Origin of the sequence: Stenotrophomonas sp. 2YAF22 (genome assembly GCF_052114665.1) — a bacterium.
In the GTDB taxonomy this organism is placed as follows: domain Bacteria; phylum Pseudomonadota; class Gammaproteobacteria; order Xanthomonadales; family Xanthomonadaceae; genus Stenotrophomonas; species Stenotrophomonas indicatrix.
The window spans coordinates 1-9,747 of record NZ_JBFRFE010000088.1; the positions used below are offsets into that span (position 1 = coordinate 1).

Here is a 9,747-nt window from a genome sequence, read left to right on the forward strand (position 1 = left end):
TGACCCTGCTGCGCGGCGCGATCGACGCTGCCGACGCCGGCCAGCTGCCATTGGACAAGGCGCAGCGCTACAACACGCGCAGTGCCATCGCCGGTTACTCGCGCGACTGGGGCGTAACCGCCTCGGCCGGCTACCGTGGGTCGCGCCAAGCAGCCACCAACCTGGGCGGGGCATCGATCAGCACGCCCGGCGCTTCGGTGTTCAGCACGCTGGAAGCCTTCTGGCGGCCGCAGGCCACCAACAACCAGCACGGCACGCTGGAAGCCTACGCGCGCATCGCCAATACCTTGTACGACGAAGGCGGTACGTTCGAATCGTTGCTGTTCACCGACCCCTGCACCGGGCAGGCGACGCCGGACAACCGTGAACGCGCAGAGCGCCTCAGCCGTTCGCGTTCGATCGCCGGCTGGCCATCCACCGTTGGTTCGTTCGGCGTGCGCTATGCCTTCGGCCAGACCGGCCTCAGCGTCGGCCTGGAACGCCGCCAGTTCCTCGGCAGCGCGACCCGGCGCGGCGGCATCTATGCCGACTCCGCCGCCATCCGCTGCCAGATCCAGATCGAATCCGAACGCCCGCTGCAGGCCAACCTGCTGGCCCGTTACCGGCTCAACGACAGCGCCGGTGGCTGGATGACCTACGCCACCTACGGGTTCTACAACGGCACCGGCGTGCGCACCGACGTCACCCAGTGGTGGACGATCAGCGGCTACGCCCAGGCCGGCCTGAGCTGGGATGACAACCGTGCCCACTTCACCGTCGATGCACTCGACGCCAACGGCGCGCCGTCCCAGCGCGTAAGTGAATCCAATGGCCGCCTGCGCCGCCAGCAGGCCTTCGCCGCGGCAGAACTGCGGGCCGGGCGCAATTACCGCTTCGGTGCCGACCAGACCCGCTGGCTGCTGACCCCTTACCTGGTGCTGGGCGCGGACTGGCAGGACCAGCGCTCGCGGGTGCGCGGCATCGACTATCCCGGCATCGGGCCGCAGTCGTTCAACCTGTCCGACACCCAGCGCAGCTGGTCGCTCGGGGCCGGTCCTGGCGTCGGCGTCCGTTACTGGTTCCGCGAAGACCACTACAACGCGGCGCGCTCCTACCTGGACCTGTCGGTGTCCTACCGCTTCGCCATCGGCGGCGGCGATACCCAGCGGGCCAAGGGCCTGTTCGCAACCGCAACCCTCTACTACTGACTCCGCACGAAGGATCTGCAGATGAAGCCTGTTCCGCTCTCCACCACCGCGCGTCGTCCGCGCATGCTCCTGCTGGCCGCACTGTGCGCGCTGGGCCTGGTCAATTCCGTGCAGGCACAGGCGCCTGCAACCACCATCGCCGCCGCCGCACAGGACTCGTCCATCGTGCTGACTGGCAAGGATGGCTGGCTGTTCCCGGCCTGGGGCAGCCTGACCGACGTCGATAGTGCCGCCGTCGCCCGCAACACGGCGCTGATCGCCGAGGCGCAGCGCACGCTGGCCGCCGCCGGGGTCAAGTTGCAGGTGCTGGTGCTGCCGGACAAGGCCCTGTTCTATGAAGACAAGCTGCCCGATGGCAAGCGCCTGGGCGATGCGGTGCGTGGTCGCTATGCGTTGGAACTGGAGGGATTGGTCAATGCCCACGTGCCGGCTGTCGATGCGTTGCAGGCGATGCGGCAGGTCAAGCAGGGCGGCCAGGAGGTGTTCTATCGCAGCGATCAGCACTGGACCCAGCCGGCCGCCGACGCAGTGGCCGCTGCCGTCGCCGCGAAGGTGAAAGAGCAGGTGCCGACCCTGGCCGGGCAGGCCGGCAGCGGCATGCCGCTGGGCAGCGAGATCAAGGAACGCCGCTTCGGCGATCTGGCCGAGCTGTTCCTGACCGATGAACAGCGCAAGGCGATCGGCCGCGATACCTTCACCGTGCGCCGCCAGGCCGAACAGCAGTCGCTGCTGGATGATGCACCGGCGCCGGTGCACGTGACCGGCCACAGCATGGTGCAGCCGTATTTCGGTTTCCCGCAGAAGCTGTCCAACCTGATCGACCGCCCGGTATCGGTGAACTGGAAGCCCGGCAACGTCGGCCACTGGGTGATGCTGCTGGAGTACCTGGAATCACCCGCGTTCAAGCAGAACAAGCCGCAGGTGCTGGTCTGGCAGATGTTCGAACCGTCCTACCCGCAGGGCCCGGATGCACGCGGCCAGTGGGACAACGCCTCGATCATGACCCCCGAACAATGGAAGGCACGCCTGCACAAGGCGCTGGGGCAGTGATCCGATGAATGCCCGTCCCGGGGCGCCCGCGCCCCTGCCACCTGCTGTCCCACCGCGTGCCCATCGGCTGACCGCCGTGGTGGTATCGGCATTGCTGCTGATCGGCGTCTGCGCCGGTGCCTGGATGCTGGCCAACGCCAAGCTGCCGGCCGAGAAGCTGCTGCCCTCGCGCTGGGCAGATGGCGAAGCCGGGCAGGCGATCAACCAGGCCCTGCGGCTGCCGATCCAGGCCCAGGGCGACCTGCTGGGGGCCGCCGTGCGCTATCGCCTGCTGGGCGATCTTGGCGAGCAGGTGGCGCTGGGGTGCCCGGACTGGCTGTTCTATCGCGATGGCCTGCGTCCGCAGCCGGGTGCCGGTGCCAAGGTATTCAACGATCGCGTGCGCCTGATGCAGCACTGGTCGCAGCAGTTGCAGGCCACCGGTGCGAAGCTGCTGGTGGTGGTGGTGCCGGACAAGTCGCGCATCGAGCAGGCGCACACCTGTGGCCTGCGCTATTCCGAACCGATGCGTGCGCGCTACGGGCAGTGGCAGCAGGCCTTGTCCGCTGCCAACGTGGCCAGCGTGGACCTGCTGCCGGTGCTGGCCGGGCAGGACGCGCCGGTGTTCTTCCGTACCGACGTGCATATGAACCGCATTGGCGCGCAGCGCGCGGCCGACGCGGTGAGCGCGGTGGCATTGCCGCTGCTGGGCGGGCAGGGCAGCCAGGCCTTCGAGGTTGGGCCACTGGGGACACCGAAGCCGCGCATGGGCGACCTGATCGTGCTGGCGGGCCTGGAACACGCACCGCCATCATGGCGGCCGCCGCTGGACCTGGAGCCGGAGCAGGTCATCGCGCCGCTGCGCAGTGGCGGCCTGCTGGACGAAACCCCGCCGGTGGAGGTGCTGCTGCTGGGCAGCTCCAACGGCCGCCGCAGCCTGTTTGCCGAACGCCTGGGCCATGGCCTGGGGCGCGAAGTGTGGAACCAGAGCATGGACGGCGGCCAGTTTTCCGGCGCACTGCTGGCGGCACTGCCGCAGCAGTCGACGTGGCCGCCTACCGTGAAACTGGTTATCTGGGAATTTTCCGAAATGGCCCTGTCCCTGCCGCTGACCGAAGGCGAGCAGAAGGCATTGGCCGGTATCGACTGAGCGCCGACCGACCATGCTGTTCAACTCTTTCCTGTTCCTGCTGATATTCCTGCCGATCGCGCTGGGTGTGCACTACCTGCTGGGCGCGCTGCAGCCCCGGTTGGCCGCGCTCTGGTTGTGCGTGGCCTCGATCGTGTTCTACGGCTGGTGGAATCCGCAGTTCGTGATCCTGCTGGCCGGCTCGATCGTCTTCAACTACCTGGTCAGCCTGGTGATCCTGGCGCTGGCCAAACGTCCCCGGTTGCAGCTGCTGGCCACTGCGCTGGGCGTGGCCGCCGACATCCTGCTGCTGGTGCATTACAAGTACTTCGCGGCGATGGTGAACTTCGTCCACGACATCGGCTTCAACGTCGGCCCGATGGACACACTGATTCTGCCGCTGGGCATTTCCTTCTTCACCTTCACCCAGATCGGCTACCTGCTGGACTGCCGTGCCGGCGTGGTCAACGACCGCAGCCCGCTCAGCTATGTCCTGTTCGTGACCTTCTTCCCGCACCTGATTGCCGGCCCGATCCTGCACCACAAGGAGATGATGCCGCAGTTCAGCAAGCGCGAGACCTATCGCTTCCAGGCCGAGAACCTGTCCATCGGCGGCATGCTGTTCGTCATCGGCCTGGCCAAGAAGGTACTGCTCGCCGACAGCATCGCGCCGTATGCCGATGCCGGCTTCGCCTCCACCGGCGATGTGCAGTTCTGGGGCGCGTGGGCCACCGCGCTCAGCTATGCGTTGCAGCTGTACTTCGATTTCTCCGGCTATTCGGACATGGCGCTGGGCCTGGCCCGCATGTTCGGCATCCGCTTCCCGCTGAACTTCAATTCGCCGTACAAGGCCACCAGCATCATCGACTTCTGGGCGCGCTGGCACATGACGCTCACCCGTTACATCACCGCCTACCTGTACTACCCGGTCGCGATGGCCGTGACCCGCTGGCGCACCCGCCATGGCCGTGCCACCGGCCCCACGGCAGTGGCATCGGCTGGCGGCTTCTTCTCGATGATCGTGTTGCCCACAGTGTGGGCGATGGGCCTGGCCGGCATCTGGCATGGCGCCGGCATGCAGTTCCTGATCTTCGGCCTGCTGCATGCCACCTACCTGGTCATCAACCATGCGTGGCGGGTCTTTGTCGGCGGTCGCAAGCCGGCCGCGATGCGCAAGCTCAATCCGTTCCAGCACGCGGGCTACCTGCTGGTGACCTTCGGCGCGGTGCTGGTGGCGCAAGCGTTCTTCCGCGCCGATGGCGTGCACGATGCGTGGCAGCTGGTGCAGGGCATGTTCGGCGTGCGCGGCTGGGAAAGCATGGAGAACCTTGGCCATGTCGCAGGCATGGGCCTGGCCGATGGCGTGCGTCTGCTGCTGGGCCATCACCTGCAGCTGCTGTACATCCTGGTGGCACTGGCCATTGTCTGGCTGGCACCGAACGCGCACCAGATCATGGGTGTGTATTCTCCCGCGCTGGCAAAACCCAGCCCGGCACCCCGCGCGTGGATGCGCTGGCAGCCCAATTGGGCCTGGCTGCTGGTGATGCTGGTGCTGCTGTCGCTGTGCCTGCTGAACCTGCACAAAGAAACCCGTTTCCTTTATTTCCAGTTCTGACAAGGTGGATTCCAACATGGACAAGCAGACAATCCAGAACCAGCTCATCGATATCGTCGAGGCGGTGATTGGTACCCGCGTGCAGCCGGACGAATACATGGAATCGTTCTTCGATTCGATGTCCAAGGTGCAGCTGATGGTCGAGGTCAAGGACCGTCTTGGCGTCACCCTGCCGGTGGATGAAATCGACGCCCTGGTTGATTCGGTGCAGGTGCTGGCCGACTACGTGGCCGAGCACCGCCCCAGCTGATCGCCCGCGGGTACTGGAGGTAGCGCGATGTACTTCGATTTCGACCAATGCCGTTTCGCCGACCTGGATGTTGCCACGCAGGCACCCGCCCTGCATGCGGCCGATGGCGTACTTGATTGGGCCGGGCTGCATCGCGCCACCCAGCAGTGGATCGATCGTGCGCGTGCTGCTGGCCTGGGGCAGGGCGATGCGTTGGTGATCTCCGGGCACAAGGAATCCGCCTTCGTGGTGGCCATGCTCGGCTGCCTCTGCCTGGGCGTGACCTACGTACCGGTGGACACCATCAACCCGCCAGCCCGCCTGCAGCGCATCACCACGCTGGTGCACGCACGTGCGGTCTACGATGCTGCCGCCGACGCGTTCCTGCCCGGTGCCGACGCGCCGCGAGCGCTGGCGGTGCCGGATCTGGCCTACATCATGTTCACCTCCGGCAGCACCGGCGACCCCAAAGGCGTGCAGATCGGCCGCGACAGCGTTGCGCTGTTCACCGGCTGGATCCGCGACTGCCTGACGCTCGGCCCGGCGCCAGCGTTCATGAACCAGATGCTCTTCAGCTTCGACTTCTCGCTGTTCGATCTGTGCGGAGCACTGGGCCTGGGCGGCTGTTGCGTGCTGTGCCCACGCGAGGTGATCGCCAGCAGCGAACAGTTCGTCGATCATCTGCGGGATTCGCGCGTGGCCGTATGGGCATCCACGCCCTCGTTCGTGCGCCAGCAGATGCTCAATCCGCGTTTCGACGCCGCGCACCTGCCCGACCTGCAGGTGTTCGTGTTCGGTGCCGAATCACTCACGCCGCGCGTGGCTGAAGAGTTGTGGGCGCGCTTCCCGCAGGTGCGCATCATCAATTCCTATGGGCCGACCGAAGCCACCTGTTCCACCACGTGGGTGGAAATCGATCCGGCATTGCGTGCGGCGGCACCCAACCCGTTCCCGATCGGCATCGGCAAGCCCTATGCCGAGGTGTTCCTCGATGATGGTGAGATCTGCATGGCCGGCGACCATGTGATGCGTGGCTATCTCGAGCGCCCAGACCTGGATGCCGGCGTGTTGTTCGAACACAACGGCAAGCGTGCGTACCGCAGCGGTGATCTGGGTGATGTCGACGCGCAGGGTCGATTCTATTTCCGTGGCCGCCGCGACGACCAGATCAAGCTCAACGGCTACCGCATTGAACTGGCCGAGGTCGATGTCGGTCTGGCCCGCCTGCCCGGCGTCGTCGCTGGAGCCGCCGTGGTACTACGGCGGCCCGATGGCAGCCTGGTGCGGATGATCGGCTTTGTTGAAACCACGCAGCCACAGACCGGCCCACTGCAGCGTCCGCCAGCGGACCTGGCGGATTGGAAGGGCCAGCTCGAACGTTACATGCCGCCTTATATGATCCCTTCCGAGCTGTTCGCCGTGGATGCGCTGCCGCAGACGATCAGCAACAAGGTGGATCGCAAGCAACTGGAGCAGCGCTACCAGATCCTGGCGCGCACGCTCCGCACGACGGAGAAACCCGCATGAACACTGTCCTGAAATCGCTGGTCGCCACCGCGCTGCTGCTGTCGCCGTGCGCAGCCTTCGCCCAAGGCGCACCGGAAGGGCGCCTGGCCCAGTTGTATGCCGCGCGCCCGCCCGCTGGCTCTGCCTTCGTGCGCGTGCTCAACCCGGGCAGCACGGTGCTCAAGGCCGGTATCGGCAATGGCGCCGACCAGAACGTCGGGCCGGCAACACGCGCTACCCGTTATGCGATCGTTGAAGGCGGCAAGCCGTTCAGCGTGCGCGTGGCCGGCAAGGCCCGCACGCAGCCAGCGGTGGCCGCCGGCAGTTTCACCACCCTGGTGCTGGATCCCGGCGCAGCGGCCAAGCCCTTCAACGTGCTCGAAGACGGTGGTGGCAGCAGTGACGCCCTCAAGGCCGAGATCCGCTTCTACAACCTCGCCGCCAATTGCATCCAGGGCAAGCTGGCAATGGCCGACAAGGGCGCAGTGGTGTTCCCGGCGGTCGCCGCTGGCCGTAGTGCCGCGCGTGGCATCAATCCGGTCAAGGCACGGCTGGTGGCCGGTTGCGGCGGCAAGGACAGTGCTGCAGTCGAACTGCCTGCGCTGCAGCCCGGCGATCACTACAGCCTGTTCCTGACCGGTAGCGCCAACGCACCGGTGCTGCAGGGCCAGCTCAGTGGCACCGACGCGGTGGGCCGCTGATCCGATGGCAGACCGGCCGGTATTCCGCGAGGACCACGCACTGTTCCGCGACCAGGTCCGTCGCTTCATCGACGCCCAGATCGCGCCCGGGTACGCGCAGTGGGAGCGCGATGGCATCACACCCCGTGCGCTGTGGCGCGCGGCGGGCGAGGCTGGGCTGCTCAACTGCCAGTTGCCCGAGCCGTACGGCATGGGGGGCGACTACGGCCACGCCGCCTGCGTGATCGAGGAACTGGCACGCGCCAACTATCTGGGCATCGGCTTCTCGATCCACTCGGACATGGTCGCGCCGTATCTGATGCAGTACGCCACGCCAGCCGTGCGCGATGCCTGGTTGCCGAAGATGGCGCAGGGCCAAGCGATCGGCGCGATTGCGATGACCGAGCCCAATGCCGGCAGTGACCTGAAGACGGTTCGCACCCGTGCCGACGCGGTGGATGGCGGATATCGACTGAACGGGCAGAAGACCTGGATCACCAACGGCAGCAATGCCGACGTCGCCGTGGTGGTGGCCACCGTCGCCCCGGAACTCGGTGCCGGCGGCCTGACGTTGTTCTGCGTGGACCTGGCCGCTGCGGGTGTCAGCCGCGGTGCCCCGATGGCCAAGATCGGCCAGCATGCGCAGGACACCACCGAACTGTTCTTCGAAGACGTGTTACTGCCGGCCGATCACCTGCTGGGTGAGGAGCGGCGCGGATTCGGTTATCTGGAAGAACACCTGGCGGCCGAGCGCCTGGCCATCGCATTGCGTGCGGCGGCGTCGGCCGAAGGCATGCTGGCTGCGACAGTGGCTTACGTGCGCCAGCGCAAGGCCTTCGGTCGGCTGCTGATCGACCACCAGAACACGCGCTTCGTACTGGCCTCGGCCACTGCACAACTGGCGATGCTGCGCAGCTTCCTCGACCAGTGCCTGGGCGAGCAGATCAGCGGGCAACTGGATCCTACCCGCGCGGCCATAGCCAAGCTCAACGCCACCGAAATCCAAGGGCAGGTGCTGGACGACCTGCTGCAGCTGCATGGTGGCTACGGTTACAGCAGCGAATATGGAATTGGCCGCGCTTGGGCCGACGCGCGCGCACTACGGATTTTCGGTGGCACCAGCGAGATCCTGCGCGACATCATCGGCCGCACGCTGTAGCGCTTTTTGCGCGTCGGTACCGGGGTCAGATCCCCCACCGCTTGCGCAATGCGGCCGCTTCCGGCGTGTCCTGCGACAGCCAAGGGTCCAGCGCGTACACCAGCACGTGCTCGGCGCCGCTGTCGCGTGCCCAGGCCAGCTGTCGCTCGATACGGGCGGCATCAGCGGTTTCGCCCTTGAACTGGGTGCCGTCGTTGTTCTCGCCGGGCAGCTCGCGGAACAGTTCGACGATGGCATCGAAGGCCACGCCACGCGTGCGCAGATGCTGCAGCAGCGGCTGCAGCTGCTGTACGTTGCCGGCGCCGGCAACACCCACGCCGTCCTGCACCATGGGTCTGACCGATGCCTGCGCGAGAACGGCATCCCACAGGGTTACCAGGTCGCCCTGGGTCTGCAGGCGGCTGAAATAGCAGGAGATCGCGCAGTCGCCACCACGCTCGACCGCCGCCTGGGAGATGCCGTGCAGCCACTGCGCCAACCATTGCTGACGGGCGGGATCGGCCCAGTGGTACTGCTCGAGTTCGTAGGGGATGTACCAGCCATTGAATGCCTGCAGGCGAGACCAGGGCGCCTGCGCCAGCCAGGCCCGCGCCTGCGCCAGGCTGTCGGCGAAGAAGGCCTGCAGTGCGGCGTCGTCTCCGCCGATGGCCTGCCACCAGCGTTGCTGGAACGGCAGGCCGACGCGAACCGCGATACCGGCTTCCGAGGCTGCGGTGAACAGCATGCGCACACTGGTATCGGGTAGTTGCCAATCACCCTCGGCGCCACCGACGATGCCGCTCCATTGCAGCACCAGCTGCCTGCAGCCGAGTCTGCGTGCCAGCTGCAGCGAGCGTTGCCAATCGGCCATGCGCCACTGCAGGTGGCTGCGCCACGGCTGCAGGAAGGTGCCGTCCACCTGTTCCGGCAGCGAACAGCCGGGCAGGGTGGTCAATGCCGCCGCTACGGGCGCCAGCAGGGCGGCGCGCAGCAGGCGCCGGCGCAGTGGCGAAGATGGATCGGGAGGCAGCAGGGGCGTGGACATGCGGTCATCATCCCAGAGCACCGTTCGCAACGGGTGAACCGGGCCACGCATGGTGAACATGCGCCCACCGGATCACTCCAGCGCGTAGCGCAGCACGAACAGCACCGCCACCAGCCACACCGCCGGGTGCACCTCGCGCCAGCGGCCGGTGCCGGCCTTCAGCGCGGCATAGGCAATGAAGCCGAACGC

9 protein-coding genes are annotated in these 9,747 nt (G+C 66.7%); 8 read left to right on the top strand and 1 reads right to left on the bottom strand.

The genetic code is table 11. From position 1 onward, the window contains the following. The 8 genes from AB4Y84_RS05665 to AB4Y84_RS05700 all read left to right on the top strand — a co-directional run. Positions 1–1,187: NfrA family protein (locus tag AB4Y84_RS05665; RefSeq protein ID WP_442249859.1), on the top strand; the 1,187-nt coding region annotated here is incomplete at its 5' end. A 21-nt stretch (positions 1,188–1,208) separates the two neighbouring features. Next, positions 1,209–2,237 (top strand): alginate O-acetyltransferase AlgX-related protein, encoded by a 1,029-nt coding sequence (locus AB4Y84_RS05670; protein WP_442244681.1) that lies wholly within the window; start codon positions 1,209–1,211, stop codon positions 2,235–2,237. A gap of 4 nt (positions 2,238–2,241) precedes the next feature. Continuing rightward, the gene (locus AB4Y84_RS05675) at positions 2,242–3,366 is read left to right on the top strand and encodes an alginate O-acetyltransferase AlgX-related protein (RefSeq protein ID WP_442244680.1); all 1,125 of its coding nucleotides are present in this window, start codon (positions 2,242–2,244) and stop codon (positions 3,364–3,366) included. Between the two features lie 13 nt (positions 3,367–3,379). Beyond that, on the top strand, positions 3,380–4,960 hold the full coding sequence (locus tag AB4Y84_RS05680; protein WP_442244679.1) for an MBOAT family O-acyltransferase: 1,581 nt from the start codon (positions 3,380–3,382) through the stop codon (positions 4,958–4,960). Positions 4,961–4,976: 16 nt separating this feature from the next. Next, the gene (locus tag AB4Y84_RS05685) at positions 4,977–5,210 is read left to right on the top strand and encodes an acyl carrier protein (RefSeq protein WP_032978935.1); all 234 of its coding nucleotides are present in this window, start codon (positions 4,977–4,979) and stop codon (positions 5,208–5,210) included. A 27-nt stretch (positions 5,211–5,237) separates the two neighbouring features. Then, the gene (locus AB4Y84_RS05690; protein WP_442244678.1) at positions 5,238–6,716 is read left to right on the top strand and encodes an AMP-binding protein; all 1,479 of its coding nucleotides are present in this window, start codon (positions 5,238–5,240) and stop codon (positions 6,714–6,716) included. Further along, entirely contained in the window at positions 6,713–7,396 is a 684-nt protein-coding gene (locus AB4Y84_RS05695; protein ID WP_442244677.1) for an alginate O-acetyltransferase AlgF, read from the top strand. The genes AB4Y84_RS05690 and AB4Y84_RS05695 overlap by 4 nt, the downstream gene beginning before the upstream one ends. Positions 7,397–7,400: 4 nt before the next feature. Beyond that, complete coding sequence (locus tag AB4Y84_RS05700) at positions 7,401–8,534, top strand: acyl-CoA dehydrogenase family protein (protein WP_442244676.1); 1,134 nt, start codon at positions 7,401–7,403, stop codon at positions 8,532–8,534. Positions 8,535–8,559: 25 nt separating this feature from the next. Here the strand turns inward: AB4Y84_RS05700 and AB4Y84_RS05705 are convergent, their stop codons facing one another. Next, the gene (locus AB4Y84_RS05705) at positions 8,560–9,558 is read right to left on the bottom strand and encodes a DUF4434 domain-containing protein (protein WP_442244675.1); all 999 of its coding nucleotides are present in this window, start codon (positions 9,556–9,558) and stop codon (positions 8,560–8,562) included. Positions 9,559–9,747: the final 189 nt, after the last annotated feature.

Coding starts and splice junctions, on each gene's coding strand:
- AB4Y84_RS05695 (WP_442244677.1), top strand. CDS start 6,713: ATGAACACTGTCCTGAAATCGCTGGTCGCCACCGCGCTGCTGCTGTCG.
- AB4Y84_RS05700 (WP_442244676.1), top strand. CDS start 7,401: ATGGCAGACCGGCCGGTATTCCGCGAGGACCACGCACTGTTCCGCGAC.
- AB4Y84_RS05675 (WP_442244680.1), top strand. CDS start 2,242: ATGAATGCCCGTCCCGGGGCGCCCGCGCCCCTGCCACCTGCTGTCCCA.
- AB4Y84_RS05670 (WP_442244681.1), top strand. CDS start 1,209: ATGAAGCCTGTTCCGCTCTCCACCACCGCGCGTCGTCCGCGCATGCTC.
- AB4Y84_RS05690 (WP_442244678.1), top strand. CDS start 5,238: ATGTACTTCGATTTCGACCAATGCCGTTTCGCCGACCTGGATGTTGCC.
- AB4Y84_RS05685 (WP_032978935.1), top strand. CDS start 4,977: ATGGACAAGCAGACAATCCAGAACCAGCTCATCGATATCGTCGAGGCG.
- AB4Y84_RS05680 (WP_442244679.1), top strand. CDS start 3,380: ATGCTGTTCAACTCTTTCCTGTTCCTGCTGATATTCCTGCCGATCGCG.
- AB4Y84_RS05705 (WP_442244675.1), bottom strand. CDS start 9,558: ATGTCCACGCCCCTGCTGCCTCCCGATCCATCTTCGCCACTGCGCCGG.